Here is a 26869-nt window from a genome sequence, read left to right as displayed (position 1 = left end):
ACCGAACCTATAAATCAATGAGTAAAATGACTAAGAAAATAAGGGGAGGCTTTCATCCCTCCCCCAAAAGAACAGATCAATTATTCTGGTAGCTCAGTCCAAGCGTTGTAGCCTTTCTTAGTCTCAGTGAAATCTAGTGCCGGTCGGCCATAACCAGTTTCACAAGCCGTTTCATTCGCAGGTAAAGAGAAGAAGGCGTTATGTGGATTGAATTCGGTAAAGAAACGATATACTTGGTCGAAAGCAACAGGCATAGACATTCTGCGCTGATCAACCTTTCTGGTTGTGCCTGCACGAACCAGCTCCCAACGCTCATTCCAGTTAACACGAACATATGCATCGTAATCTGAGTTGTTGGTTGCGGTTAGAGAGATCGTGCTCCAGTAGCTGAATAGCTCTTTACCTGTTTGGCATCGCATCGTCAGATCAACAGGAACAGTTTTCGGTTTATTGCTGTCTTGAACACCAAAGCGAGACACAAACATATGCTGGTTTATCGATCCTTTGTCACCATTTTTCGGGTACACAATTAAATCGCCCCAAACACTGCCACCAGCACCACCACCGCTGCGGTCAAAGACACGACCATTTTTAAGCGACGCGATCGTCATCTCGGATGTGTTACCTGAAGTCACAATCGACTCTTCTAAGTGTTGATCGCTTTGGGCTTTGAAAGAGAACAACTGCGAGACACCGTAATCGACGTCACATCGCTCAGCAGTCACGTTATAGCCATTCACCGTCAGACATTGAGTATCATCAGAGAATGGACGAACTTGGAATACGTTCGTTGGATGCGTAACTGTGCCTAATGCAGCTGGGACAAACTTAAATAGGACGTTTGGATCTGTGTTTTCATTTACAACTTTAGAAGCATTACAGTCTTGGAATGCAAACTTGCCACCCATGTTTGTCAAACATTGGGTCGTGCCGTTGCCCGTAAAGTTAATAATGCGCTTACCACGATCACCGATCGCAATGTTAAAACGCTTTGATTTCACTTTATCAACGCCATGAACACGGTAATGAGCAACAAGATCCAGAGGTAAAACAACATTAGCAAAACGAGGGAAATACTTTTCGTATTGGCTGCCTAGATTAGCAATCGCATCAGTAATACCGTCGTTAACGGTTGCAACATCTAGGTAGAATTGACCATCTTCAGAGAACTCAACCGCATTCGCCAAGATGTTATTGTTAATCGTCTTCTCGACTAGCTTTAAGCCTTCTTCAACTAGGCTTGGAAGATCTGGGGCGTAGACTTTCACAAACTCAACAAGCGGATATTCCGCTGACCACGTCACACTCTCTAGACCTGAAATCGCGCTTTGGTCCAGCGTATCTAATGCTAAGCGAATGCCAGTGTTTCTGGCTTCACGGATATCGCTGCGGCTGCCTTTGTTCGTAATTTTTGTCACTGCACCATTGATGTATGCATTGTCGTAAACAACGTTGTTCACCGGATCAATGTCTTCAACGACGATCTGACGCGTATCCGTGTTGTAAGTCACGACCGTTGTGACATTGTTCCACTTGAATGTCTTTTGTCCTGTGGTTTCAATATCAAAAGGGACATCTGTGGTCACATAGCCACCTGTTAGCGTCTGCTTGTGATTGCCATTGACGTCAATTGTTTGGGGATGATCGGCATCTTGCCAGACGTTCACGCCTGTTAAACGTACTTCGCTACCATTAGCAACCAAATCACAGGTTTGTGGATTACCTTGTGTCAGTACACACTGGCTGTCTTGGTTATTTGAATCGACAATGCGCATCGGAGAAGCGTCTAAGTATGCACCTTGACCTGTCATCGTCGTCAAACCTTGTGGGTCGACAAAAGTGATTGGCGTGTCGTTATCATTCAGTTTGTAGCCAAGAGTTGCAGTGTAAAACGCCTCACTATCCCAACCCTCTGACGGTTTGATTTGTCCCGTTATCTTGTTGTGACCACTCACTATGCTTTGGCTTTGGCCCATCAATGTTACCCACTCTGCAGTGGTGTTATCTTCACCAGTACCAACGGTCTTTTGCAGCAGGACTCGAATAGGTTGATTAGCAAAACTGCTTGCATTGCCTTTTACCAGATCAAAATCTAGCGTCACCTCGATTGGCGTTTCAGTAGCAAGCCACATTTTACCGTTTCGGATCAGCTTCTCGTCTTTCGCCGGTTCAAATGTTGCAGATGCATTTTCAATTTCAGGTGCGTCCGGCACTAAGTCATCGATAGTCAGGTCACCGCCCCAACCTGCGCGCCAGCCTTCGGTGTGGATTTCAACACGTAGACCACTAGGATGAAAACCACTGTTCGGTAAAATACAAGACCATTGGTTATTGCCTAAGTTTGAACACTCAGAGCGACTCTCATCTGTTCCATGCAGCTTAACAGCGCTTGGTGACATCTCATCCCACCAACTCATAGCTGGGAATGACACAGGCGTGGTTACTTTGATCTGTTGACCCGGTTTCAACGTCAAACCTTCAGGGTTTATATTGGCGATACAAAAGTTGCTGGCGCCATTTGGGTTATTATTGAGACATTGTTGACTTGGGATGATATTGGTTGCTCCATAGTTAATAGCAATATCTTGAGTCACTGTAGCGGCATACGCCGCTGAGATGCCAGCAAAACTGGTCAGCAGCGCCGCGTATATAGGGGTTAATCTCATAAAAATTTAAGTCTCTCTAGTTGTAAACAACAGTATTTAAAATGGGTATAAAAACCGTCTTTAAACCACATAGAGCACGATGTTTTTTGTTAAGCAGTACAGGTTAAAAGGTGCAACTAACTCACCCTACTTCACAATAAAATCTAAAGGTAAGATGCAATTTAAAGACAGGGCAAGTATCCCCCTTTCCGTTCTAGGAAATACAGCGATTCACCGTTAGTTTAGGTTTTATGAGATTCTTTTATAACTATGTAATTCAATACGTTAGAGCCAGACAGCCCAAAGAATACAGATCGGGCTAACTAAGAGAAATGACTTGTGATGTTATGGGCAAAGGAGCACGGGCAACTCGTCACTTTGTAGCGCACAAGTGTGTAAAATGCCCAGAATCAGGGCATTTCATCGATGGATAATTGGTGGCAAGACACTAGTTAAATTGAGTACAGTGCACCATGTTCGTGCGATAGTCGGTACTGGATTGGGCTAATATTTGAAAGTTGAAACTATCTACAGCAATGCCATCGGATACCAAGCCAATATTATGAGCCTCATAGATAGTCGGCGCCCCCGGCCCAGGATGTAATTTAGCCACATTAAACTCGACCCACTCTTTACAATCATCATGACAGTATTTGACTGTCAATTTTTCAGGCAATGCTTTTTCTTGAAACGTTGGAATAAAGCCATTCACGGTTTTGGTAAAATCCACCGTAAGGTCAACAACTCCAACTTCAATCAATCGCCCAGGCAATGACCCCAACGCCATCTCAGGAAATTCTAAATAATGGGTATGTCCCTTTGAAGGACTTACTCCGAGTACCATCACCTGCACCGCTTGATCACCGGCCTCATAACAGATCCCTTTAGTGCCATCTGGCGGATACTCTAGCGCCACGGGTAACGGTTCACTTTCAAAGGTGCGTGTTGCTTCCGGATAGCCCTTTTCAACTTTGCCGCTGTATTTCACGGTCAGAGGCTTAAAACCCACTCCTTTATCAAACACCCTGTCAATATCCGATGGAGTGATGGTCAGGGTTGGCGAATTCGCGAAGCAGTCTCCCTTATCATTACACCACTGGTAGGTTTTTGAATCGGCAATGACCTTATCACCATCAGGATCGAGTTCTTGAATCGGAAGAACAGAAATTGAGCCGGTACCTATGGTGTTATTTTCACTCGGCGCGACACTCCATTCAGGCATACCAGTTGGATAGCCGTGGCCTGTGATGGCTGACGTATTGTTCGAACACACTTGGTTTTCAGGACATTCTGCCATCGCAGACCAAGAACAGATAAGAGCCAAAATAGTGATGAATGATTGACGTATCATGGTTGTACCCTCATAGAGAGAAAGCGGGCTGAAAACAGCCCGCTTGGTAATTGGTTAAAGCTTAATTAAACGAAATTAACGCAGTGAAGCACGAGTGATTGGCGCCTCGTTCATAGACGCAGTGATGGTGTAACCTTGAAGCTCTTTGGTTAGTTTGAATGTTAGGTCATTACCAGAATCATTCAGCTCACTTTGTAGAGCCGCTTCTGCTTGCTCCATTGGGTATAGACCCGCTGTGTCACCGGTCTCATTTTCTGCCAGCGTGAACGTCACATCTGCGATATTCAGATCGACATCAGCGCCATCGAATGCGTGTACCGTCAATGTTTCACCAACTTCATAAACGCCACTGATGGATAGATCCATTTCCGCAGCGACATTGAATTCATTAGAGGTCATTTCATCAGACACAAGCGTTTCTGAAGGGTAACCATATTGAGTATGAACTTTCCAAACGAGTGTTAGTTTTTTGTTTTTTAGCTCATCGAAGTTTGAGAACTCAATTGCTCCGCCATTCAACTTACTAATGTCAGCTTTCTCTTCCTTGCCGTATTGGGTACCTCCGGCATCTTGTAGCCAATACGTCACAGAAGTGATGTCATCATTGTCAGTATCTTCATGAGTCGGAACACTGAACTCCACTTTGATAGGCGCCGGCGTCCACTTGATATCTGTTTTTGTAATGACCGGAGCCGTCACGGTTGGTTGATGACCCTGTACTGGTTCAGTGACATTACTTTCAATCGCCCAAGCTGCTGTTGCTGTGAAACCACTGATAAGAAGCCCAAGTGTAATGGCTGTTTTCTTCATAATACTCTCTTTTTATTTGATTATTTTTTGTTGATTGGTTGTTGTTTTCTGATTGGCCGTAACCTTGATCTGGAAGCCCTGATCAGCACCAGTCAATTGGTAGTTTTTCCCTGAAGCCCCTGCAATCTTTTCAAAATCACCTGACTTATCATGGGCTCGTCGCCACCATTGAAATGCAAAGTTCGACGTATCATTAATCGACTCACCATCTTCAAACAGCTCTGCTGTCAATGTGTGATGAGTAAACAAAGGGTCACTACTCTCATTCCCTGAGCCAATGATCTCTTGCTGCCCTCTGAATATTTTGATCTGGTATTGCTTCGCCTTAGTCCATTCGACTATCCCCTGCTTAGCGTGGTTTCGGTCATCGTGGTAAATGGCCGTAATTTTCACTTTATTGGCTTCTTCACTAAAAAGAACCAATTCAGCCACGCCCTCATCATCGGTTGTCGTATTCACGATAATCGTGGTTTGGCCATCTTTGAGAATTGGGACTTCACCATTAATATTGAGACCGAGTAAGCTCTCAGCAGAAAGCTCAAACGCAATCGGCGCGCTTGCTGCCGCTACGCTTAATTTCGCGGTTGCAGTAATTCGCTCACCGGCAACGGCTCTAGCAGGTGAAAAGTCCAAGGATTCAAGAACTTTGCTGTCCGTTACTGTGATTTTCATTGTGTTGGACTGCTTTATTTGCCCACTACGCAACTTGTAAGAAACGGACAGTGACAAGGTATTGTTAGCATCATAACGATAGGCTGGCGCGATAAATGTTGGGCTTGAGGCTTGTATGTCATTAAGATAGTTCGCCGCATCACCTTGCCACTGGTATGACACAATATCGGCGCGCCCCTTGACTTCCACCCAAGACGAGAGCATTTGCTGACTCAACTCTGTAACGAGTGCATTTTCCGGTAGGCGAATACTTATCTCAGCAAACTTCTGTTTGTACTCCAGCACCATGTTATGGTCACGCTGAACAAAATCAGTCAATCGCTCCGGTTTCGGTAGTAAACTCTGTTGAGACAAGCGTCGCTCACCCTCGTAGAGACCACTCAACGATAAGGTATAATTGATCCCTGCAATCCATTGCTCCTTTGCGCCTTGCTCAGTTTGATAGCCCAGCGAGAACGCCCACGCAGGATCGGGACGAAACTCTGTACTCAAGCTGAAATGGTATGGATTTTTCGATGGCAAACTGCCATCACTGTGTTCCACGTAACGGCCAAGGTATTGACCCGCCGTTAAACCAAACTTCCAGCGCGTATCCAAAGGCAGATACGTCTCCAAGTTCAAATCCCAGCCCTTCGCTGCCTTCTCAACTAGGCTGTTCATTCCTTCATAGTGATCCGGCGAGTCTTTCCAATTGGAGAGCGGGAAATAAGCATTTGTGCTAAATGTGCCGTAATCCAAGCCATATTCAGCACCAACACTGACACGCGTATGCTGACGCGATAGATCGTAATCAAAAAAAACTATTCACCCCGAAGAACTGGCTATCATCCAACTGACGATAACCTAACCCTAGGTGCGCAAAATCTCGCCCGTGAAAGTTCTCACGATTGAACACCGCCCCTGTTTGCATGAACCATAATGCTCGACCGTTTTGATCCCAGAATGGAAGTAGTGTTTCGAAATGATCAAACGCCCATTGATTACCTTTGTTTAGCGAAAGACCAATATCAAACTTGGCATCTCCCCATTGTTCAGATAACCACTGCTCAGTCGTGCTAACACCATCGGCCACGAACCTTGACGGCAGCTGCTCTTGGTATGCCTTTGTATTGCCCATTTCATACTGCTGCTGACTGATCGCAACCAACTCAGAAGTAAAAATGTTTAAGTAAGGACTCACCTCATCACTAGAGTGATCTTGTAAGCCTAAGTTGGGTAAAGCATCAATCAACGTCTCAGTAACTTGATAGTTGTTGTTCGTGATTTCATACACCAAAGGCTCCGCTATCTTCCATAATTCCGGTGTGTATGGACCGCATTGAATTAAGGTTGCACCACTTGGTTGAATATCCTCTCGACAATAGGTACCCAAATTTAACAGCGCTTGTAGCTGTCTCTCTTCGTCTCCATAAAATGAAAAGGTAACAACGGTGTTTTTCTCAACTTTTGAAGCAGAGTGCGACACTTGCTCGCGGCTTGCTTCATCAACAATATTTTTCTCATGAGCTAAAACCGAATGACTGGAGATAGGCAAACAGGAAAGAACAAATAAAGAGTGAATAATTCTTTTCAATAGCATGGCGTATAGAACGATAAAAAATTTATACGCAATCTAATGCAAGGATGGTGAATCACTAGGTAATTCAACGATAAAGAAAGTTAAAGCATTATAAATCAATAACTTGAATTTATTTGAAGGGAGTTTCGTAAACTCTTTTGAGAACTTTCAGATAGGTTTTATAGGTTAAAGAAGAAAAAACAGCCCACAATCCGAGCAACCCAATGAAGTGCTCATGCTAAAGGCTTACTGATTAGATAACTCGTCATACAACCGAACAAGATTAAAGCCTGTTTGTAATCCGAGTTGATAATCATGCTCTAATGCTTCTGGGTCGCTCATTAAAGAGGAGGATTGCAATTCTTCTCTTGGGCCGAGTTGTAGGATAAACGTGTCATCCGGAGGTGTAGATAGGAATGCTTGAGTCAGCTCGAAGGTTTGGTAGTGAATCATCAACATATCCGCTAAGCCGGAGTCAAAGTTCTCCCCAATTAGGTGACTTAAACGGTATAAGTTATCAGCCCCAAACAACCAGCGTCCGCCATTTAACAGCTTACCACCAGTTAGTTTAGAGTCATGCGCAGCATTAATTTTCTGCTGAAGAAAGCCACTCCAATCTTCTTTCCATTGATTCACTTTCACTTGCCAAGACTCTTGTACTGAATTGATGGATTCGCGATACCATTCGACTTTGTCATCACCAATTTCACTTTGTACTTTTGCTTCGGATTCAGAGAAAGGTTCGGTACGAATCACAATAATATTACGCGCATTTTGCCGCCAAGCTTCTTGCACAGGAATAGAGGCAGAAACGCCACCATCGACAAAACGCTGACCATTCACATCTACAGGACCTTGATACAATTTTGGGATTGCACAAGTCGCCACCATAGTGCTTACCCAATCCGCACCGAGTATTGGAAGATACTGATCAGAGAGCGTATCGACATTGGTTACTGCAGCAAATGCTCCACGGTCGCCTAGTGCCAAACGGCCAAGGTCTAAGTCCAGCTTGTAAGGGTAATCTTGAATTCTTTCTAAAGCCCACTCTAAGCCAAGGTACTGCTTCTTACGGATATAGCGAAATAGATTAAAGAATTGATCAGATGTGGTGAGGTCTGTAATGAAGGACTTACCCATGCCATGTTGACGACAAAGGAAAGCACACAGGTTGAGTGCACCAGCAGAGGTGCCATAAAACTCGTCAAACGGGTCAAAGTTAGAGAGAAGGAATGCGTCTAGTACTCCAGCGGTAAAAATCCCTCTCTGCCCTCCTCCTTGCGTGACAAGGGCTGTTTTGCCATTTCTAAAGTGCTCATAAACGTCGACGTTTAGCTCTGTATGGCTGTCAGTGATAATACCGCTGTTACGTATCATAGGCGCAGTGCCAGTGATTTAAGCCGTAGTAATCGCAATAATGCCAAAAGAGAGTAAAACTGCGAATACCGTGACGACGATGAGTAGGGCTGATTTTAGATCGTGTTCCATAGACACCTCCTTTTGTTGTAACAAATTAATAACACCAGTGTGAATTATGTTCAAGATTTGCTTAATTTAGTCGCACGATTTTGACTAAGGCATCACAATTAGCTTAGTCATAATAAGGAGATAGCAAATGAACTATAAAATTGGCTGGCTAATGGGGAGTGTATTATTGGGTTGTTCTATGACTGCTCAAGCAAACGTTATCGTTACCCCCTATGTCGGCTTTACAGGAGGTGGGGAAGTCCAGGATCAAAAGGAACGTACCTACGATTTAGACCCTTCTATTAACTACGCGTTATCGGTAGAAACCCCTTTTGAAATGGGTCGTATTGGTTTGTTTTACTCTAATCAATCTTCTGAATTACAAGACATCAATAACTCGATAGATGTTCACTACCTGCAGTTTCAAAGCAGTATTTACTACCCACTCTCTCAAGGATGGCAAACCTATGTCGGACTTGGTTTAGGTGGCTCTTATACCGATGCGGATTGGGTTAGTGACAAATATGGTTTTTCGGCCAGTGCTTTCGCTGGTCTCGAATATGAATTTTCAAAAAACTTTGCAATGACGGCTCAGATCCGTTGGTTGGGCACCGTTGTGGATAATGATACCTCTGGTGCATGTGTCCTTCCGACTGATGGCTCATCTTGCATCATCAAGTTTGAGACCGACTGGATGAACCAATTCCAGTCCAATATTGGCTTTAGTTTCCGCTTCTAATAACTTTCACTTTCAAAGAATGATTTTGGCGAAAAATCCTCTATAGGGCGTATCGAATACAGGGATACGCCCTAATAAATAAAAATAGTTAATTTGACCAAGCTCACACTCAAGAATCAGTATTTTATTTCAAAAACTACCCACAATAACTGGTCAGATAGCCTAGCAAACCACTAATTAACAATATTTATACCAGATAAAATATCACCATTAACATTTAGAATCTATTGCGCTAAATAATGTAAAAAGCTAGTCTGACAACATAAAGCAGAAGAATGTTTCGGCTTTCACAAACACACATCAAATCTTAAAGCATTTAATTCTATTTCTTGTTAGGTAATACAAAGCAAAACTCCAGAATTTAATAACAATACCGAATATTGGACAAAAGACTGACGGATAACAGTTGTTCTTTATTCTTCTGGATTGCAGGTTGCCGAGAAGAGCTTCATTCCTTAGGGAGTCGTACAGGAGTCAAATATGAAGCGAGAACAATGGGGATCCCGTGCGGGATTCATCTTAGCCGCAGTCGGTTCAGCCATCGGTTTGGGTAACATCTGGCGTTTCCCATACATGGCCTACGAAAATGGTGGTGGTGCCTTTTTCATTCCTTACCTTTTTGCCATGATCACTGCTGGTATTCCTTTTATGATCCTTGAGTTCAGCATGGGTCAAAAATACCGTGGTTCTGCACCAAAAACACTGGCCAAAATTCATTCCAAGTTTGAGTGGCTTGGCTGGTTCCAAGTGGGTGTCGCCGCTGTTATCGCCGTTTACTACGTAGCCGTGATTGGTTGGGCAATTTCTTACTTTGGCATGTCGTTTACCCAAAGTTGGGGTTCAGATACCAACGCTTTCTTCTTCAGTGAATACCTAAAGCTTGGTGATAACTCTCCAACGGATTTAGGCAGCATTCAATGGAAGATCGCAGTGTCTATGCTCATTGCTTGGGCCATTACCTACACAGCGATTGTGAGTGGCGTAAAATCAGGGATCGAGCGTGCGTCTAAGATCATGATGCCTATCTTATTCTTTATGGTGATCTTCTTGATTGGCCGTATGATCTTCCTTCCTGGCGCACTAGACGGTGTGAACTATATGTTCGAACCTGACTTCAGCAAAATCTGGGATGTGAAGGTATGGGCAGCCGCTTACGGTCAAATCTTCTTCACGTTGAGTATCGGCTTTGCCATCATGCTGGCTTACTCAAGCTATCTGCCAGAGAAATCAGACATCACCAATAACGCCTTCATGACGGTATTGATCAACTGTGGTTTCTCGATTCTATCAGGCATCATGATTTTTTCTGTGTTGGGCTACATGGCTCAAGAACAAGGCAAACCTCTGACTGAGGTTGTATCAGCGGGTGTAGGTTTAGCATTTGTTACGTTACCTGCGGCAATTAACTTGCTACCAGCACCATACATTCTTGGTCCCCTATTCTTCTTTGCTTTGGTTGTGGCTGGTTTAAGCTCGCACATCTCAATCATGGAAGCAGTAACGTCAGCGGTTATCGACAAGCTGAAGTGGAGCCGTAAGAAAGCTGCGAATGTTGTGATTGGTACGGGTTTTGTGGTCTCAATGGCATTTGCAACCAATGGCGGTCTACTTCTGCTTGACCTTGTTGACCATTTCGCAAACAACGTCGGTATTATGGTAGGTGGCCTAGTAGAAATCCTTCTGATGGCATGGTTGCTGAAACAAGTACCGGAAGTTCGTCGCTACGTAAACGAACGCTCTGACTTCTCTGTAGGTCAATGGTTTGAAGTCTGTCTACGCTTCATCACTCCGATCATGCTAGCGATTATCTTGGCGACAAAACTGTATGCACTTCTAACAGAGGGCTACGGCGGCTACGACCTTACACTAGGTTGGGCAATGATTGCCGCGCTGTTTGTGTTTGGTGTACTGATTAATGTTGCGAGCAAGGAGAAAGCATAATGACTACAAGTGCAATCATCATGATGGTTATCGGTCTTGGCATCACTTGGGGTGGCGCTGCGGTATGCATCAAAAGAGCAATGAATAAACAGCAATAACGCCGTTAATTCACAGAACAGATAAGTTTTACAAACAAAATGCCGGCTCTACGCCGGCATTTTTTGTGTCCATTTAGAAACTGTACTTGATACCAAGTGCCCCACCGATTTGTAGGTCCGGCCCTTTGTAAAGTTCTAGCTCTGGGTGAATTTGAGCGTAAAGGTCCCAGCCTTTCGATAGGTCCCAGTTCAGACCTAATGGCACACGAACGCCAAATTCGTCATCCCATTCATACCAACCACCGATACCTACGTACCATGTTAGCGGCATACTCTGATCAAATGACCCGCGCTTGGCGATGTAGTCAAACGCCATACCATCGTTACCAATAATACCGCGATACTTATCTTCAATTTCAATCACAACACTTAGCTGCTGATCCACTGCCATACCGACAGAGAAGTTTGTCGGTTGATTTGCTGCAATGCTAACACTCGGGAACAGTGCAGCTGCCAACATTATTTGCTTTTTCATACACGTCATCACTCTTAAAAAACGGCGTACATAATTCAAACATGGTGGCATTTTATTATGTCAGTAATTAGTAAGAATGACGTACGAAAAAGGCCACAAACGTAAGGCTGAGTCAGGGATCACAACAACAATGTCAGAAAGTAAGCCCTAAGAAGCGAGAAGAATACGCAACGTTGGATGGAGAACGAAAAGGATAATACGCAAAAAGGAGGCCGAAGCCTCCTTTCTATCATGAATGACTGAGATTAGCCGTGGTTACGAATCCACTCATCCATTTCAGTTTTCAGGTTGTCAGACTTAGTACCGAAGATAGCCTGAACACCACCTGCTACAACTACAACACCAGCAGCGCCTAGTTGTTTTAGTTTGTCTTGGTCAACTGCAGCTGTGTCAGCTACTGCTACACGTAGACGAGTGATACATGCGTCTAGACCAGTGATGTTTGCTTTGCCGCCGAATGCTGCAACAAGCTCACCTGCCATGTCAGAACCAGAAGTTGCAGCAGCTTCTTCAGATTCGTCTTCACGACCTGGAGTTTTAAGGTCAAGAGCAGTGATTACTGTGCGGAATACTACGTAGTAGATTACTGCGTAAACTAGACCAACAGCTACCATCAGACCCATCTTCTGAGCGTGACCAGATAGAACTAGGAAGTCGATCAGACCGTGTGAGAATGATGTACCGTGTACAAAGCCTAGCGTGTTAGCAACAACATACGCAGAACCAGCTAGTAGAGCGTGGATACCGTATAGTAGTGGAGCAACGAATAGGAATGAGAATTCGATTGGCTCAGTAATACCTGTTAGGAATGAAGTCAGAGCAGCTGACGCCATGATACCCATTACTTTCGCGCGGTTTTCAGGTTTAGCACAGTGAGCAATTGCGATTGCTGCAGCTGGTAGACCGAACATCTTGAACATGTAACCACCCGCTAGCTGACCGAAGCCATTACCAGCAGCACGAGAAGCTTCATCAGCAACTAGGTAACAAGTTAGTACGCCGTTTTGCGTTTCACCAGCAGCGTTCACACAAGTACCTGCTTCGAAGAAGAATGGTACGTTCCATACGTGGTGTAGACCGAATGGGATTAGAGAACGCTCAACTACGCCGTAGATACCGAACGCAAGTTGTGGGTTTTGGTGTGCAGCCCAGTCAGAGAATGCAGAGATTGCACCGCCGATTGGTGGCCATACGAAAGAAAGAACAACTGCAAGGAAGATCGCAGCGAAACCAGTGATGATTGGCACTGCACGCTTACCAGCGAAGAAGCCAAGGTACTCTGGAAGTTGGATTTTGAAGAAACGGTTGAATGCCCAAGCAGCAACACCACCGACAAGGATACCACCTAGTACACCTGTGTCGATTTTCTCAACGCCCATGATGCCAGCCATAACGCCTAGCGTTGCCGTCATGATGCCGTAACCAACGATAGCAGCTAGACCAGCTACACCGTCGTTGTTCGTGAAGCCTAGAGCTACACCAACAGCAAATAGAAGTGCCATTTGGCCGAATACTGAACCACCAGCTTGTTCCATTAGGTTAGATACAACCTCTGGAATGAAGCTTAGGTGGGCAGCACCAACACCTAGTAGGATACCTGCGACTGGCAACACTGATACTGGTAGCATCAGAGCTTTACCAACTTTTTGCAGGTTTGCAAAAAGGTTCTTAAACATGTTTATGCTCCTGATAAATTATAAGTATTATTTGGGCACTAACGGCACACCCCCGTAGCCTAAATGTTAGCACCCAATGAAAATGTAACCACACGAGGCATTATATTTTCCGGCTCTAAATATATATTGATGGCCCTCAAACTTTCCACACAGTTACGAAATTTAGTTTCAAAACAAGTCTTGGATCACACCGAAAAACAGCCAATGAAAAGGTTTGCATTAAACTTATGTTACTGTTTTATAAAGATTTTATTATCTACATAATTAATTTTAAGGCGTAAATAAAATAAAGGTCGATGTTATTTTTAGTAACAAAATTACATTTGATGAATTTGAATGCGCTTAAATCAACAAATTTAGTAAACATTAAACTAAATGATCTTTTTGGCGCATTTCTAAACAAAAAAGGGGCTTTCGCCCCTTTTTAAACCGTTTCTTGATTTTTCATCGCAAAAAAAGATTTCGGAAGTTTTCGGTGGTTTTTTGCCCGACTTCAGATAATGAACACCCTTTTAGCTGTGCAATGTAAGCCGCAACTTCCACTACAAAGGCTGGTTGGTTCTCTTTTCCGCGATGCGGAACAGGCGCAAGATATGGTGAATCAGTCTCTATAAGCAACTTTTCAAGGGGCAAAGCTTTTACAACTTCCTTCAATTCTGTTGCTTGACGGAAGGTCACAATACCCGAAATCGAGATGTAGAAACCTAAATCAAGCGCCGCCTCTGCAAAAGCTAGATCTTCAGTAAAGCAGTGGATCACGCCACCACATTTTTCTGCACCGCCATTGCGTAGAATTTCTAATGTATCTTCGCGCGCATTGCGGGTATGGATGATAAGTGGTTTGTTCAACTCTACCGCTAAGTCGACTTGTTGTTCAAAACGCTTTTGTTGTAGCGCTGCCATCTCTGGCTTGTAATGGTAGTCTAGGCCTGTCTCACCAATCGCAACGACTTTATTGTGAGAAGCATGCTGGCGTAACACCTCCATCGAGAAGTCACTTTCTACATCGAGAGGATGGACACCACAAGACGCGTAGACATTTTCATACGGCGTGATCAGTTCCAGCATTTTAGGGAAGGAATCTAGCGTAACGCCCACAGATAAAAGCTCTGTTACGTTCGCTTGTTTTGCTTTGTTAATAACGTCTTCAACATTGATGTGAAGATCATCGTAATTCAATTTGTCTAAATGACAGTGAGAATCTACGAACATAATGCCTCTCGTGATTCAATTAACCAATTCATTGATAGTAGCTCAAGGTTCAAGCCTGGGAAGGTTTGCATTTGAGCCTTTAACTCGAGTAATTTTTGTGCTGCTGAGTATAAACCGTTGTAGTTGTTCGGTTGAAACTTGTCAGCCCCTGGCAACTGGTCTGCCTCAGCCACACCAAATTGCGCTTTCTGTGCATCAGTTAATAAATACCAAGCCCAATCCAACGCTTTATCTGGGTTCTTGGCCATCAAAGACGCACATTGGAACACATCAGAAACAGGAGAAGACAAAGTCTCAATCAAACTGCGCTCAAATGCCTGGTACTCATCAAGGTCGCCATTTTTTACTGCTTCTAGTGTGTTAATTGGGGAGCCCATGTTCAGCTTAAGCGCGTAAGCTGGCACTTTCAAAGAACCCTGCTCGCTCATCCAACTCATCGCTTGTTCTGTCGAAGGTGGCGTCACCACCCACTGCTGACAACGGCTTTGGATGGTTGGGAGTAATCGTTCTTGGTTATGCGTGACGAGCAAGAACAAGCACTTCTGCCCAGGTTCTTCGAGTGTTTTGAGTAACGCGTTCGACGCTGATTCGTTCATCGCATCCGCAGATTCAATGATAAACACACGATAGCCATTTAGCTGAGACGATTCATGCGCAAGACGATTGCATGCTCGAATCTGGTCAACGGTAATGGATTTCCCTTCCTTCTCTGGTTTGATCCAGTGTAAATCAGGATGGCTGTTTGATTGCGTTAGCTGACAGCTGTGGCAAAAACCACACGCTTCACTGGTGTAGTTTTGGCACAAAAGCGAATGACTAAAGAGTTCGACCAACTTCTCAACGGCTAATCCTTGCGCACTTTGCAGCAGCAAGGCACCTGGAACTCTTTCGGAATCCAAACTTACTTTGAGGTTATCCCAAACGGGTTGTAACCATGGAAAGTCATTTAACATGAATTACCTCAATCCACACTCTGCTTACTGTGCTGCTAGCCATTCATTGAGCGCAGCTTTGATATCTTGTGCCACGTCTTCAATCGACTGTTCTGCGTTGATAATTACGATAGAGTCATCTGCGTTCGCAAGCTCCAAGTAACGCTCACGGGTACGCTCAAAGAAGCTGATGTCCATTTTTTCGATGCGGTCTAGTTCACCACGGCCACGTGCACGCTCAAGACCAACACGTGGATCGATATCCATGTACAATGTGAAAGCAGGCTTAAACTCACCTAGCGTTGTATCGCGCAGGTTCTTCATCAGTGATGCATCGATCTGGCGGCCACCACCTTGGTAAGCTTGAGAGGACAAATCATGACGGTCACCCACCACCCATTGGTCGTTTGCTAGTGCTGGTTTAATCACGTTCTCAACTAACTGAACACGCGCGGCGTAAAGCAAAAGCAGCTCTGTCATGTCTTTCAGGTCTTCGCCTTCGTGCTCTTCTTTGACTAGCGCACGCATTTTCTCTGCGAGTGGCGTACCACCCGGCTCACGCGTATTGACGATATTTTCGATACCCGCGGCCTTAAGTGTGTCTAAAACAGTTTTAATCGCAGTGCTTTTACCCGCGCCTTCTAGGCCCTCAACGACAATAAAGTTTGCTTTCATCATTTGTTCTTTCTTAGTTCTCTTAAATAGGCACGTACAGCACGGTTGTGCTCAGCAAGGGATTTCGAAAACACGTGTCCGCCCTTTCCACTTGCTACAAAATATAGATAGTTGCTGTTTTCTGGGTTTAAAGCAGCTTCAATCGACGCTTCACCTGCCATAGCGATAGGCGTTGGCGGCAAACCATTGATTGTGTATGTGTTGTATGGCGTTGGTGTACGCAAATCTTTTTTACGAATATTACCATCGTACGCATCACCCATACCGTAGATAACGGTCGGATCCGTTTGCAGACGCATACGTTTATTGAGGCGGTTAACAAAGACTGATGCGACACGTTCACGCTCAGCATCAATTGCCGTTTCTTTCTCAATAATAGAAGCAAGGATCAGCGCTTCGTATTTATCTTTCAGTGGTAACTTGTCCTGACGTCCTTCCCATTGTTCATCAAGGATCTTGTTTAGCTTGCTGTGTGCACGCTCTAAGATCTGACTTTCACTTGCGCCAGCAGTGTAATGGTAAGTCTCCGCAAGGAACAAACCTTCAAGCTTGTCACGTTCAATACCTAGCTTTTCTGCCATCTCTTTTTCAGACAGTCCAGTTAAGTCATGTTTTACATAAGGCGCAACGCTCAGCTGTTCAACCCACTCAGAGAAACGGCTGCCTTCAACAAAAGTAATCGCAAACTGATGTTCTTTACCTGTGTTTAGCTGCTCTAGCGTCTCGTATAAAGAAACATTCGGCTCAAGTTGGTAAGTGCCTGCTCGCACTTGAAGAAGCTCTGGGTAAAGGTGAGGCATTAAGCGAGTGTAATCAGAGGCTTCAATAATATTGTCATTCACCAAATCACGCATGACACGGTGGAAGCTAGTACCATTTTCAACGGTAAACAGTTGTGGCTGCTCTATTAGAATTGGCGAGTTAACGTATTGCTTAGTCTGTGAAACAACGTAAAAAACACCAGCTGCACCAATAACGGCAATCAGTACAACAAAAGCAAACAGTTTTTTAATCACGAATTTAGATTCCCTTGAAGTCGTCGTGTCAATTTTCCAATTGGAAATTCAATCTTGTTATCTGGTGTTGAAATACCGCAAACCGGCGCGACACCCAATAATGAGTTACACATCCACACCTCTTCTGCATCAAGCAAATCAGCCAGTGTGAACTCGGCTACCTGCACTGGGTAACCTTCAGCTTGGAGTAATTCCAATACCTGACGGCGCATTACGCCAGCCACACCAGACAAATTCAACTCCGGTGTGTAAACCTTCTTATCATTAACCCAAAAAAGGTTTGCCATTGTAGTTTCAATGACATGATTTTGCACATTTAACGTCACAGCATCGGCAAATTCAGAGTCATCAATTTCTGCCTTTGCGAGAACCTGCTCTAACCGGTTGTTGTGCTTATGGCCAGCAAGGATTGGTTGAATACCTAAGCGAGTTTCGCAAACCCCTAGCTGCACGCCATTTTCTTGCCATAAAGAGTAATGAGAAGGGAACGCAAAATTCGAAATAGTCACTACTGGCCCTTCAATACCACTGGGACTATACCCTCGCCCTCCAGTGCCACGACTGATATGAATTTTGATTCCAGCAAGCTCGTCACTCAAGACTGCTTTCATTACCCAATCGAACACTTGGCTCCAATCAGGAAAAGGGATGTGTAATGTTTTTAGGCACGCTTCCATTCGCTCAATATGCGCTTGCCAGAGCTCCAACTGACCGTGCTTAGTCTTGATGGTGGTGAAGCAGCCATCACCATATTGAAACGAGCGGTCACCAAGCGGAACATGCGTTTGTGGAAGTCCATTTACCCAGAACATTCAGATACCCTTTGTTTTCTGATCGACAAATAAAACAAAACGGCTCAATGCTAAGCATCGAGCCGTTAGAATACAAGTATCGCCACTCTAAAACAGTGTTAGAGATTTTTACTCAGCGAATTTTTTGAATACTAGCGAACCGTTCGTACCGCCGAAGCCAAACGAGTTACAGATTGCGTATTCCATATCAACTTCGCGCGCAGTATGCGGAACAAGGTCGATATCTAGGCCTTCTTCAGGATCATCTAGGTTAATCGTTGGTGGAACGATTTGGTCAACTAGAGACATCACTGTAATGATAGCTTCAACAGAACCTGCAGCACCTAGAAGGTGACCAGTCATAGATTTAGTTGAAGATACTAATACTTGTTTAGAGCCTTCTTCACCAAGAGCACGTTTCACGCCCTTGATCTCAGCAACGTCACCAGCAGGCGTCGATGTACCGTGAGCGTTCACGTAACCAACTTGAGTGCCTGTGATGTCTGCATCACGCATCGCCGCTTCCATTGCTAGAGCGCCACCTGAACCATCTTCACTTGGAGAAGTCATGTGGTAAGCGTCGCCAGACATACCAAAGCCAACTAGCTCTGCGTAGATCTTAGCGCCACGTGCTTTTGCGTGCTCGTATTCTTCAAGAACCATCATGCCCGCACCGTCACCAAGAACAAAGCCATCACGGCCCTTATCCCATGGACGAGACGCTTTTTGAGGCTCATCGTTACGAGTTGAAAGTGCTTTCGCTGCACCGAAACCAGCCATACCTAGTGGTGTAGATGCTTTCTCTGAACCACCAGCAACCATCGCCTCAGCATCACCGTATGCAATCATACGCGCTGCGTGGCCGATGTTGTGTAGACCTGTAGTACATGCCGTAGAGATCGCGATGTTTGGACCACGAAGACCACGCATGATAGATAGGTTACCTGCAACCATGTTTACGATGGTCGAAGGAACAAAAAATGGGCTAACTTTGCGAGGACCTTTTTCAACAAGCGCTGTATGGCCTGTTTCGATTAGGTCTAGACCGCCGATGCCTGAGCCGATTGCTACACCAACTCGAGCTGCGTTTTCTTCGGTAATTTCTAAGCCAGAGTCATCCAGTGCTTGGATACCCGCGGCAATGCCGTACTGGATGAATAAATCCATTTTACGAGCATCTTTCTTAGACATGTACTCTGTGCAATCAAAATCTTTCACAAGACCAGCAAAACGAGTCGAGAAGTTCGTTGCATCGAAGTGTTCGATGTTCACGATACCGCTTTGACCTGCTAGCAGGGCTTTCCAAGATGATTCTACTGTGTTGCCTACCGGTGACAACATACCCATGCCTGTGACAACTACACGACGCTTGGACACGATATAATTCTCCGGGAATTGAATGTTTCTATGAGAGGATAGAAGAAGTTAGAAAGAACACAGGCGGTCTAGGAGACCGCCTGGGAGAGATAATTACTGAGCGCTGTTTACGTAGTCGATTGCAGCTTGAACAGTAGTGATTTTCTCAGCTTCTTCGTCAGGAATCTCAGTGTCGAATTCCTCTTCTAGAGCCATTACTAGCTCTACAGTGTCTAGAGAATCAGCACCTAGATCGTCAACGAATGAAGCTTCGTTTTTAACTTCTGCTTCGTCTACACCTAGCTGTTCAACAATGATTTTCTTTACGCGTTCTTCGATGTTGCTCATTTTTCTTTTCCTTTACAGATTTCGCCTAATGCGATGATTCCGTAGTTTATTCGAACTATTGAAAGTTGCAAGGGGGTCCTTGCTGGTCAAACCACAAAATTAGCGAATTTAACCGAATTTCAATACATTTTTGACTTAAATCATGCACAAATGTTGCGCATGAGCATGACAACTTAATGACAGTTAACAGCAACTATAGGCTATTTTTCACAAAGTAAAGTAGCTTATTTTGCACGAACTGTGCATTAAACCATGTACATGCCACCATTTACATGCAAAGTTTCACCAGTAATGTAAGCAGCCTCAGGTGAAGCTAGGAATACAACTGCTGATGCAATTTCACGTGGGTCACCTAGACGACCTGCCGGCACGTTCGACAACGTTGCTGCACGTTGGTCATCATTTAGCGCCTTAGTCATGTCAGTTTCGATGAAACCAGGAGCCACTGTGTTAACCGTTACGCCACGAGAAGCGACTTCACGAGCCATTGATTTAGTGAAACCAATTACGCCTGCTTTCGCTGCTGCGTAGTTCGTTTGACCAGCGTTACCCATAGTACCAACAACAGAGCCTACGTTGATGATGCGACCTGCGCGTTTTTTTCATCATACCGCGCAGAACCGCTTTAGACATGCGGTAGATTGGCGTTAGGTTTGTGTTGATGATGTCGTTCCACTCGTCATCTTTCATACGCATTAGTAGGTTATCGCGAGTGATACCTGCGTTGTTAACAAGAATATCGATTGCACCGAACTCATCGTTGATGGTTTTTAGGGTTGCTTCGATAGACTCAACGTCAGTTACGTTAAGTGCTAGACCTTTACCGTTTTCACCTAGGTATTCGCTGATAGCCGCTGCGCCACCTTCAGAAGTCGCAGTACCAATTACCGTTGCACCGCGCTCAACAAGAAGCTCAGCAATCGCACGACCAATGCCACGGCTCGCGCCTGTCACTAGAGCGATCTTACCTTCTAGATTCATCATGTTGTGTTTTCCTTTTCTTATCGTGAACGAATTACTTAGCGGCTTCTAGCGACGCTACGTCGTTAACAGCTGCTGCGCTTAGTGTTTTCACGATACGTTTAGTCAGACCTGTCAGTACTTTGCCAGGACCAAGCTCAAGAAGATTTTCTACGCCTTGCTCGCTCATTAGTTGCACGCTCTCAGTCCAACGAACTGGGCTGTGAAGTTGACGAACAAGTGCATCTTTGATTTTTGCAGGATCCGTTTCCGCTGCCACATCAACGTTGTTGATAACAGGTAGTTGTGGTGCGTTGAACTCGATAGATTCTAGCGCAACCGCTAGCTTCTCTGCTGCTGGTTTCATTAGTGCACAGTGTGAAGGCACTGAAACAGGAAGAGGAAGTGCACGTTTTGCACCCGCTTCTTTACATAGTGCGCCCGCGCGCTCTACTGCGTCTTTGCTACCTGCGATAACAACTTGACCAGGCGAGTTGAAGTTTACTGGTGAAACTACATCACCTTGCGCTGCTTCTTCACAAGCTTTTGCAATCGCTTCATCATCTAGACCGATGATCGCGTACATTGCGCCAGTACCTGCTGGTACGGCTTCTTGCATAAGTTGACCACGTAGCTCAACCAGCTTGATTGCTTCTTTAAAGTCAATCACGCCAGCACATACTAGTGCTGAGTACTCACCTAGGCTGTGACCCGCTAGGTTTGCTGGTTGCTCAAGACCAAGCTCTTGCCATACGCGCCAGATAGCAACAGATGAAGCTAGCAATGCAGGCTGTGTACGGAAAGTTTGGTTTAGATCTTCTGCAGGTCCATTTTGAACAAGCGCCCATAGGTCGTAACCTAGTGCGTCAGATGCTTCTGCAAATGTTTGTTTTACTACGTCATATTGTTCGCCTAGATCAGCAAGCATACCTACAGCTTGTGAACCTTGGCCTGGAAATACGATAGCAAACTTGCTCATGTTGTTTTCCTTTAAGCAAAGTAAAAAGAAATAAGATGCACCGTAGCGCATCTTAAATTTTGAATTCTTGTGAAACTTAAAATTTCACCAGAGCTGAGCCCCAAGTGAATCCGCCGCCAAACGCTTCAAGAAGCAGAGTTTGACCACGCTTAATACGACCGTCACGTACCGCCTCATCCAGTGCTGTTGGCACAGTTGCTGCTGATGTGTTGCCGTGTTTATCAAGTGTAATCACGACTTGGTCTAGTGACATCGAAAGTTTCTTCGCTGTCGCTGAGATAATTCGGTAGTTCGCTTGATGCGGCACTAGCCAGTCTAGTTCAGACTTGTGCATGTCGTTCGCTTCAAGCGTGTCTTTCACTAGCTTAGATAGCTGAGTTACTGCCACTTTGAATACTTCGTTGCCTGCCATGTGCAGCCATTTGTCGGCATCTTTGCCACGCTCTGGCACAGGTAAGCTCAACAGATCGCCAAATTGGCCATCTGAGTATACGTGTGTAGAGATGATGCCCGGCTCTTCGCTCGCGCCAATCACTACCGCGCCAGCCGCATCACCAAATAGGATGATGGTTGAACGGTCCGTTGGATCACACGTTTTAGACAACGCGTCTGCGCCAATCACGAGTACGTTTTTACACATACCTGATTTGATGTGCTGATCAGCAACAGACAATGCGTATACAAAGCCTGAACAAGCAGCGGCTAAGTCGAATGCAGGACAACCTTTAATGCCAAGCTTTCCTTGCACCTGACACGCAGATGAAGGGAAAGTATGGCTACTGCTCGTGGTAGCAACGATAATTAGGTCGATATCATGTTTATCAATGCCGGCCATATCGATAGCGTTTTCAGCTGCGTAGAATGCCATGTCCGCAACAGTTTCATCTTCTGCTGCAATTCGACGCTCTTTAATACCCGTGCGAGCAACGATCCACTCATCACTTGTATCTACCATTTTCTCTAGGTCTGCGTTAGTACGCACCTGAGATGGCAGGTAGCTGCCAGTACCTAAAATTTTGCTATACATGAAGACTAATAATGCCTCTCGAGTAAAACCGCTTCCAAACGATCGCTAATACGGCTTGGTACTTGTCGTTTGACCTCGTGTACTGCCTCGCCAAGTGCATTGACAATCGCAGATACATCCGCACTTCCATGGCTTTTTATGACAATGCCGCGCAATCCTAGCAAACTTGCGCCGTTATACTGGTCGGGGTTCAGTGTTTTTAGTTCATTAAATAGCCGAGAAAACAACTTTCTAGCAATCCAACCCTTTATCGTCGATGCCATCATGCTGGTTTTTAATTTTTCGATAAAGAGTTGCGCTGTTCCCTCGCTGGCTTTTAAGCATACGTTACCGACAAAGCCATCACAAACGATGACATCGGCCACGTCATGCAAAATTTGATTACCTTCAATATAACCGACAAAATTGATTGCGTCGGTTTGAGAAAGCATTTCTGCACAGCGTTTGACTAAATCATTACCTTTAATTTCTTCTGCGCCGATATTTAGCACAGCAACACGAGGAGGTCGACCTAGGTGCTCTTCTGCTAATGCACTGCCCATCACGGCAAACTGAAACAACGAGTCAGCATCGCACGACACGTTCGCACCAAGATCTAACATCCAAGTACGTTTACCACTGATGGTCGGTAAGGCGGAAACTAAAGCAGGACGCTCAATACCAGGAAGCAACTTAAGAACAAATCGTGAGAGCGCCATCAAGGCTCCGGTGTTACCACCGCTCACACAAGCATCTGCTTCGTCGTCAGAAACGAGATCAATGGCCATACGCATGGAGCTATTTTGGCTATTACGTAATGCTAAAGAGGGCTTTTCTGAATTGGATATCACTTTCTCGCTGTGAAGAATGCTCAAACGAGAACTGGTAGAGGTACCTAGTTGAGATAATTGAGACGTGATCAGGGATTGATCACCTATAAGAATCACTTTTAGCTCTGGGAATGAGACAGTGCCTGCACGGCGGCAGGCACTGTTACGCGTGGACCGAAATCCCCGCCCATTGCATCAAGTGCAACGGTAATACTTTGCAAAGGTTCAACCTTACTTGTTGATAACCTTTTGACCACGGTAGTAACCTTCAGCAGTTACGTTGTGGCGTAGGTGAGTTTCACCAGAAGTCGCGTCTACAGATAGTGCAGCTGTAGTTAGCGCATCGTGTGAACGACGCATACCGCGCTTAGAACGAGTTTTACGGTTTTTCTGTACGGCCATTGACCCTACTCCTATACTATTGGGTTAAAAACCTAAAGAAGAAGCGGCTACCACACCAGTTACTTTTTCAGATTTTTCAAAACGTCGAATGGATTCGGTTTTTCTTCCTCAATTTCTTCAGGAATCTCACCAAAAACCATGTTATTTGAGTCAACGCTACAATCCGCATCATCGTGCATTGCGATTTGAGGTAATGTTAAGATGAACTCGTCTTCAACCAGTTGTATAAGGTCTAATTCACCGTACTCATTTAGATCTACCAAATCATAAATTTCTGGTGCTTCCTCTTCAGTCTTCTCACCGTAGTAAGGAGTGTAAAGGAATTCAACTTCACACATGTGTGTGAATACCTCATTACAACGCTGACACTCTAAATCGACTTCGATGTTAGCTTTACCAGAGATAACAACAAGTCGCTGTTCATCAATATCAAATGACAATGAGACTTCTGCGTCGCGTTTTACGCCTTCAGTTGTTTCCGCTAAGCGCTTGAAAAGACTAGCTTGGATGATGCCATCGTAATCTAATCGTTTCTGTGCGGACTTCGCCGGATCAACCGTTCGCGGTATTTTTACCTTTTGCATAGGGCGCGAATATTATCTTCCAAATCAAAATTAGTCAAAGAAAAAGGCAAAAAAGTTGTACTTTTTTACGCTTAACGTACAGAGCATTAGCCAGAATCGATTTTGATCGATTATCCTATCGGAAATGCTTTTGCGAATTGTAATTCAAAATGAAAAATTACCAACTGGTTTTAGCCTCAACCTCCCCTTTTCGTAAACAACTGCTGGAAAAACTAGCAGTACCTTTTACTTGTTTATCACCAGACTGTGACGAGACTCCTTTACCCAATGAAACCCCTTTAGAACTGGTTCAAAGGCTCGCGATGGGAAAAGCGACTTCTTGCCACACAACTCAGGACAGTTTGGTCATTGGCAGTGACCAAGTTTGTGTTATCGATGGCCAAATTATCGGTAAGCCACTAAATCGAGAAAACTCGATCAAGCAGTTATTAGCTCAAAGCGGTAAAACCATCACTTTTTATACCGGGCTTGCGGTACATAACACCGCGACAAATCATACTGAAGTCGGCTTCGATACCTTTGAAGTGCATTTTAGGGATTTGACTCGCGAACAAATCGAGCGTTACGTAGACAGAGAGGAACCGTTTTATTGCGCCGGCAGCTTTAAGAGCGAGGGAATGGGCATTTGCCTGTTTAATAAGTTAGTCGGTAAAGATCCAAATACGCTAGTCGGCCTGCCACTGATTGATTTGATCGACATGCTGCAAAAGCAAGGGTTAGAGGTTTTGTAGGGAATCGGGAATCGGGAATCGGGAATCGGGAATCGGGAATCGGGAATCGGGAATCGGCGATATTTTGCCTTTCTGGGAACAGATTCTGTCAACTCCCGTTAGAACTTAGTTTCTTTTAATTGCCTTCCAACGGAGCACTTCCGAGTATAGGAGCGCTGCACTCCGCACGCCCTTGTGGTCAAACTCGACGATCAAAAAAGCCGATGTATTAACACCGGCTTTTACATAGCTTTTTGCAGCCCCGAAGGATGTAGATACTCTCGCCTCTACTTCTTACGTAGACCTACCAACACTTTTTCAAGCTTAGCTTCCATCGGCGCGTTGATCTCCATCCACTCATCATTCGATGGGTGCTGGAACTTGATGTTCGCCGCATGAAGGAACAAACGGTCCAAACCAACTTGGCCAGTATAAGCATCAAAGCGGCGGTCACCGTAACGATCATCCCATGCGATTGGGTGACCCGTGTATTGAGTATGCACACGAATCTGGTGAGTACGGCCGGTAATCGGACTTGCTTGAATCAACGTCGCCTGCTCAAACCTTTCCAAAACCTTGAAGCGCGTTTCTGACGGTTTACCATTGGGTTCACACGTACGATACTGTTTACTTCATTTTTGAGTAGCGGCGCATTAACGACTTTGCAGCTGTTTTTCCACTCACCCATGACAAGCGCGAAGTAGAACTTTTTCACTGTCTTCTCACGGAACTGTGCTTGCAGATGACGCAATGCCGAACGCTTCTTAGCAACTAACAAAATGCCGGAAGTGTCACGGTCAATACGATGAACCAGTTCTAAGAAGCGTGCCTGTGGGCGTAACGCTCGAAGTGCTTCAATCGCGCCAAACTTCAAACCACTGCCACCATGTACTGCTGTACCAGATGGTTTATTTAGCACCAACATATGGTCATCTTCAAAAATGATCATATGTTCTAGTTCTGCCACTTTATTTAACTTAGTACTCGGTGCGACATCGTCTTCTTTCTTCTCGACCGTTACCGGAGGGATACGTACGAGGTCGCCTGCCTTAAGTTTGTACTCGGCTTTAATACGTTTTTTATTAACGCGCACTTCACCCTTACGCACGATTCGGTAAATCATGCTTTTGGGAATGTCTTTTAATTGGTTACGCAGAAAGTTATCAATGCGTTGACCCGCCATGTCTTCGTCGATATCAACGAACTGGACTTTTGTTCTTATTTCGCTCATGGGCGGTATTGTAAACCCAAATCTGTACGACTTCACATTATTCTTGCCGCAAAAGAAACACTTGTTGCCGTTCATCGAGCTAAAACACGCCAAGCTTTTGTTTAAATTATTAAAACTCTCTATCAACTTCTCGATTTAATTTGCGTCTTTCTCAGTTTGCGAGACTCAACTGCTTATGAAACAGCCAGTTATAAATTACAAAAATTGAATTTAGCGCCAAATTTTCCATCGTTTACGTTAAAGCAGATTGCTGATATCCACCTGCGCTGCTATAGTTCACAGCTGCTAAGGAAGGTTTGGTTACATTTTGTTCATTACCAATCATTTATCCCCAAGCAATGTGAGTAGACTGTTGAATGTCAGGTGCAGCATTGGCGTAAGACACATTGAGTTCAACACACTTGT

The 26869-nt window shown here is 44.8% G+C and carries 24 protein-coding genes and 3 pseudogenes; 4 read left to right on the top strand and 23 right to left on the bottom strand.

The genetic code is table 11. From position 1 onward, the window contains the following. Positions 1–80 precede the first annotated feature (80 nt). The 7 genes from KHO06_RS06425 to KHO06_RS06400 all read right to left on the bottom strand — a co-directional run bounded on the left by KHO06_RS06425 (position 81) and on the right by KHO06_RS06400 (position 8524). Positions 81–2666 (bottom strand): hypothetical protein, encoded by a 2586-nt coding sequence (locus KHO06_RS06425; RefSeq protein WP_212582260.1) that lies wholly within the window; start codon positions 2664–2666, stop codon positions 81–83. 427 nt (positions 2667–3093) lie between these two features. Beyond that, complete coding sequence (locus KHO06_RS06420) at positions 3094–3996, bottom strand: hypothetical protein (RefSeq protein WP_038889885.1); 903 nt, start codon at positions 3994–3996, stop codon at positions 3094–3096. A 75-nt stretch (positions 3997–4071) separates the two neighbouring features. Next, positions 4072–4806 (bottom strand): hypothetical protein, encoded by a 735-nt coding sequence (locus KHO06_RS06415; protein WP_005425658.1) that lies wholly within the window; start codon positions 4804–4806, stop codon positions 4072–4074. Positions 4807–4818: 12 nt separating this feature from the next. Continuing rightward, positions 4819–6282, bottom strand: a complete 1464-nt coding sequence (locus KHO06_RS06410) for an inverse autotransporter beta domain-containing protein (protein WP_280519522.1) — start codon at positions 6280–6282, stop codon at positions 4819–4821. Beyond that, on the bottom strand, positions 6269–7057 hold the full coding sequence (locus KHO06_RS26730; RefSeq protein WP_280519517.1) for an inverse autotransporter beta domain-containing protein: 789 nt from the start codon (positions 7055–7057) through the stop codon (positions 6269–6271). Before KHO06_RS26730 ends, KHO06_RS06410 begins: the two co-directional genes overlap by 14 nt. A 225-nt stretch (positions 7058–7282) precedes the next feature. Further along, positions 7283–8413 (bottom strand): patatin-like phospholipase family protein, encoded by a 1131-nt coding sequence (locus KHO06_RS06405; protein ID WP_212582259.1) that lies wholly within the window; start codon positions 8411–8413, stop codon positions 7283–7285. 18 nt (positions 8414–8431) lie between these two features. After that, positions 8432–8524 (bottom strand): YnhF family membrane protein, encoded by a 93-nt coding sequence (locus KHO06_RS06400; RefSeq protein ID WP_005444835.1) that lies wholly within the window; start codon positions 8522–8524, stop codon positions 8432–8434. Between the two features lie 127 nt (positions 8525–8651). Here KHO06_RS06400 and KHO06_RS06395 point away from each other — a divergent pair, with 127 nt between their 5' ends. The 3 genes from KHO06_RS06395 to KHO06_RS06385 all read left to right on the top strand — a co-directional run bounded on the left by KHO06_RS06395 (position 8652) and on the right by KHO06_RS06385 (position 11281). Next, the gene (locus KHO06_RS06395; RefSeq protein WP_212582258.1) at positions 8652–9242 is read left to right on the top strand and encodes an outer membrane beta-barrel protein; all 591 of its coding nucleotides are present in this window, start codon (positions 8652–8654) and stop codon (positions 9240–9242) included. A gap of 480 nt (positions 9243–9722) precedes the next feature. Beyond that, positions 9723–11183 (top strand): sodium-dependent transporter, encoded by a 1461-nt coding sequence (locus KHO06_RS06390; protein WP_005425680.1) that lies wholly within the window; start codon positions 9723–9725, stop codon positions 11181–11183. Further along, positions 11183–11281, top strand: coding sequence for a MetS family NSS transporter small subunit (locus tag KHO06_RS06385; protein WP_005536518.1), 99 nt, complete (start codon positions 11183–11185; stop codon positions 11279–11281). Before KHO06_RS06390 ends, KHO06_RS06385 begins: the two co-directional genes overlap by 1 nt. Before the next feature lie 73 nt (positions 11282–11354). On the opposite strand, the gene KHO06_RS06380 is transcribed toward KHO06_RS06385, so the two are convergent. From KHO06_RS06380 to yceD, 15 genes and pseudogenes are all read right to left on the bottom strand, one after another. Next, on the bottom strand, positions 11355–11756 hold the full coding sequence (locus KHO06_RS06380; protein WP_212582257.1) for a hypothetical protein: 402 nt from the start codon (positions 11754–11756) through the stop codon (positions 11355–11357). Between the two features lie 245 nt (positions 11757–12001). Beyond that, positions 12002–13432: a PTS glucose transporter subunit IIBC gene (ptsG, locus tag KHO06_RS06375; RefSeq protein WP_012128449.1), complete on the bottom strand. Its 1431-nt coding sequence runs from the start codon at positions 13430–13432 to the stop codon at positions 12002–12004. 444 nt (positions 13433–13876) lie between these two features. Then, positions 13877–14644 (bottom strand): TatD family hydrolase, encoded by a 768-nt coding sequence (locus KHO06_RS06370; protein WP_012128450.1) that lies wholly within the window; start codon positions 14642–14644, stop codon positions 13877–13879. Further along, entirely contained in the window at positions 14635–15597 is a 963-nt protein-coding gene (locus tag KHO06_RS06365) for a DNA polymerase III subunit delta' (protein WP_212582256.1), read from the bottom strand. Before KHO06_RS06365 ends, KHO06_RS06370 begins: the two co-directional genes overlap by 10 nt. A gap of 24 nt (positions 15598–15621) precedes the next feature. After that, the gene (tmk, locus tag KHO06_RS06360; protein ID WP_045400780.1) at positions 15622–16254 is read right to left on the bottom strand and encodes a dTMP kinase; all 633 of its coding nucleotides are present in this window, start codon (positions 16252–16254) and stop codon (positions 15622–15624) included. Continuing rightward, a complete protein-coding gene (gene mltG / locus KHO06_RS06355) occupies positions 16251–17267 on the bottom strand; it encodes an endolytic transglycosylase MltG (protein ID WP_212582255.1) in 1017 nt (338 codons plus the stop codon). Before mltG ends, tmk begins: the two co-directional genes overlap by 4 nt. Then, positions 17264–18079 carry an aminodeoxychorismate lyase gene (pabC, locus tag KHO06_RS06350; RefSeq protein WP_005425690.1) on the bottom strand — a complete coding sequence of 272 codons (816 nt, stop codon included), beginning with the start codon at positions 18077–18079 and terminating at the stop codon, positions 17264–17266. The genes mltG and pabC overlap by 4 nt, the downstream gene beginning before the upstream one ends. Before the next feature lie 108 nt (positions 18080–18187). Then, entirely contained in the window at positions 18188–19435 is a 1248-nt protein-coding gene (gene fabF, locus KHO06_RS06345; RefSeq protein ID WP_005425696.1) for a beta-ketoacyl-ACP synthase II, read from the bottom strand. A 93-nt stretch (positions 19436–19528) separates the two neighbouring features. Further along, positions 19529–19762: an acyl carrier protein gene (gene acpP / locus KHO06_RS06340; protein WP_004406112.1), complete on the bottom strand. Its 234-nt coding sequence runs from the start codon at positions 19760–19762 to the stop codon at positions 19529–19531. A 245-nt stretch (positions 19763–20007) separates the two neighbouring features. Further along, positions 20008–20743 (bottom strand): annotated as a pseudogene (gene fabG / locus KHO06_RS06335) (3-oxoacyl-ACP reductase FabG). A 34-nt stretch (positions 20744–20777) separates the two neighbouring features. Next, positions 20778–21701, bottom strand: a complete 924-nt coding sequence (gene fabD, locus KHO06_RS06330) for an ACP S-malonyltransferase (RefSeq protein WP_045400776.1) — start codon at positions 21699–21701, stop codon at positions 20778–20780. Between the two features lie 76 nt (positions 21702–21777). After that, positions 21778–22728 carry a beta-ketoacyl-ACP synthase III gene (locus KHO06_RS06325; RefSeq protein WP_212582254.1) on the bottom strand — a complete coding sequence of 317 codons (951 nt, stop codon included), beginning with the start codon at positions 22726–22728 and terminating at the stop codon, positions 21778–21780. A gap of 5 nt (positions 22729–22733) precedes the next feature. Next, a pseudogene (plsX, locus tag KHO06_RS06320) lies at positions 22734–23758 on the bottom strand (phosphate acyltransferase PlsX). A gap of 10 nt (positions 23759–23768) precedes the next feature. Then, positions 23769–23939 carry a 50S ribosomal protein L32 gene (gene rpmF, locus KHO06_RS06315; RefSeq protein ID WP_005396978.1) on the bottom strand — a complete coding sequence of 57 codons (171 nt, stop codon included), beginning with the start codon at positions 23937–23939 and terminating at the stop codon, positions 23769–23771. 59 nt (positions 23940–23998) lie between these two features. Beyond that, on the bottom strand, positions 23999–24523 hold the full coding sequence (yceD, locus tag KHO06_RS06310) for a 23S rRNA accumulation protein YceD (protein ID WP_005444794.1): 525 nt from the start codon (positions 24521–24523) through the stop codon (positions 23999–24001). A gap of 149 nt (positions 24524–24672) precedes the next feature. On the opposite strand from yceD, the gene KHO06_RS06305 reads away from it, so the two are divergent. Then, positions 24673–25254 carry a nucleoside triphosphate pyrophosphatase gene (locus tag KHO06_RS06305; protein WP_212582253.1) on the top strand — a complete coding sequence of 194 codons (582 nt, stop codon included), beginning with the start codon at positions 24673–24675 and terminating at the stop codon, positions 25252–25254. 266 nt (positions 25255–25520) lie between these two features. Here the strand turns inward: KHO06_RS06305 and rluC are convergent. Further along, a pseudogene (gene rluC / locus KHO06_RS06300) lies at positions 25521–26464 on the bottom strand (23S rRNA pseudouridine(955/2504/2580) synthase RluC). Between the last annotated feature and the right edge of the window lie 405 nt (positions 26465–26869).

This window comes from Vibrio sp. B1FIG11, assembly GCF_905175335.1.
In the GTDB taxonomy this organism is placed as follows: Bacteria; Pseudomonadota; Gammaproteobacteria; order Enterobacterales; family Vibrionaceae; genus Vibrio; species Vibrio campbellii.
Note: the sequence above shows the minus strand (reverse complement) of the source record. Positions and strands in the feature narration are given on the sequence as shown.

Excerpts from the sequence above, each read along its gene's own strand:
- rpmF (WP_005396978.1), bottom strand. The coding sequence starts at position 23,939 with ATGGCCGTACAGAAAAACCGTAAAACTCGTTCTAAGCGCGGTATGCGT.
- KHO06_RS06420 (WP_038889885.1), bottom strand. The coding sequence starts at position 3,996 with ATGATACGTCAATCATTCATCACTATTTTGGCTCTTATCTGTTCTTGG.
- KHO06_RS06370 (WP_012128450.1), bottom strand. The coding sequence starts at position 14,644 with ATGTTCGTAGATTCTCACTGTCATTTAGACAAATTGAATTACGATGAT.
- acpP (WP_004406112.1), bottom strand. The coding sequence starts at position 19,762 with ATGAGCAACATCGAAGAACGCGTAAAGAAAATCATTGTTGAACAGCTA.
- tmk (WP_045400780.1), bottom strand. The coding sequence starts at position 16,254 with ATGATGAAAGCAAACTTTATTGTCGTTGAGGGCCTAGAAGGCGCGGGT.
- pabC (WP_005425690.1), bottom strand. The coding sequence starts at position 18,079 with ATGTTCTGGGTAAATGGACTTCCACAAACGCATGTTCCGCTTGGTGAC.
- KHO06_RS06365 (WP_212582256.1), bottom strand. The coding sequence starts at position 15,597 with ATGTTAAATGACTTTCCATGGTTACAACCCGTTTGGGATAACCTCAAA.
- yceD (WP_005444794.1), bottom strand. The coding sequence starts at position 24,523 with ATGCAAAAGGTAAAAATACCGCGAACGGTTGATCCGGCGAAGTCCGCA.
- KHO06_RS06415 (WP_005425658.1), bottom strand. The coding sequence starts at position 4,806 with ATGAAGAAAACAGCCATTACACTTGGGCTTCTTATCAGTGGTTTCACA.
- KHO06_RS06400 (WP_005444835.1), bottom strand. The coding sequence starts at position 8,524 with ATGGAACACGATCTAAAATCAGCCCTACTCATCGTCGTCACGGTATTC.
- fabD (WP_045400776.1), bottom strand. The coding sequence starts at position 21,701 with ATGAGCAAGTTTGCTATCGTATTTCCAGGCCAAGGTTCACAAGCTGTA.
- KHO06_RS06390 (WP_005425680.1), top strand. The coding sequence starts at position 9,723 with ATGAAGCGAGAACAATGGGGATCCCGTGCGGGATTCATCTTAGCCGCA.
- KHO06_RS06305 (WP_212582253.1), top strand. The coding sequence starts at position 24,673 with ATGAAAAATTACCAACTGGTTTTAGCCTCAACCTCCCCTTTTCGTAAA.
- KHO06_RS06425 (WP_212582260.1), bottom strand. The coding sequence starts at position 2,666 with ATGAGATTAACCCCTATATACGCGGCGCTGCTGACCAGTTTTGCTGGC.
- ptsG (WP_012128449.1), bottom strand. The coding sequence starts at position 13,432 with ATGTTTAAGAACCTTTTTGCAAACCTGCAAAAAGTTGGTAAAGCTCTG.
- KHO06_RS06325 (WP_212582254.1), bottom strand. The coding sequence starts at position 22,728 with ATGTATAGCAAAATTTTAGGTACTGGCAGCTACCTGCCATCTCAGGTG.
- KHO06_RS06385 (WP_005536518.1), top strand. The coding sequence starts at position 11,183 with ATGACTACAAGTGCAATCATCATGATGGTTATCGGTCTTGGCATCACT.
- KHO06_RS26730 (WP_280519517.1), bottom strand. The coding sequence starts at position 7,057 with ATGCTATTGAAAAGAATTATTCACTCTTTATTTGTTCTTTCCTGTTTG.
- KHO06_RS06405 (WP_212582259.1), bottom strand. The coding sequence starts at position 8,413 with ATGATACGTAACAGCGGTATTATCACTGACAGCCATACAGAGCTAAAC.
- KHO06_RS06395 (WP_212582258.1), top strand. The coding sequence starts at position 8,652 with ATGAACTATAAAATTGGCTGGCTAATGGGGAGTGTATTATTGGGTTGT.
- KHO06_RS06380 (WP_212582257.1), bottom strand. The coding sequence starts at position 11,756 with ATGAAAAAGCAAATAATGTTGGCAGCTGCACTGTTCCCGAGTGTTAGC.